Genomic DNA, 273 nt, shown 5'->3' on the forward strand with positions numbered 1-273 from the left:
TCAGCTTCGAGCCGGCCAGCTAGACTGCCGAAAGCTTTCCGGGGCTGAACGCCCCGAACCGGCCCGCGGCAAAGACCAGCGGGTGATCGTCCGGCCCCCCGACCGTCACCTGCGCCACCCGCCCGATCAGGACGCTGTGGTCCCCCGCCTCGTGGGCCGCGTGGGCCACGCAGTCGAACCGCGCCGCCACCCCCGGGATCACCGGGGTCCCCAGGTCAGAACGGTCCAGCCCCAGCCCCTCGAACCCCGCCCCGCCGCGCGTAAAGCGCAGGC

Annotated in this window: 1 protein-coding gene; it reads right to left on the reverse strand. The window is 74.0% G+C overall.

Translation table 11 applies throughout. From position 1 onward, the window contains the following. Positions 1-19: 19 nt before the first annotated feature. Positions 20-273, reverse strand: a 254-nt coding sequence (locus tag KZZ04_RS19255) for a flavin reductase (RefSeq protein WP_219423875.1), incomplete at its 5' end; no start/stop codon positions are given.

Origin of the sequence: Pseudoalteromonas sp. CR1 (genome assembly GCF_019392235.1) — a bacterium.
Classification (GTDB): domain Bacteria; phylum Pseudomonadota; class Gammaproteobacteria; order Enterobacterales; family Alteromonadaceae; genus Pseudoalteromonas.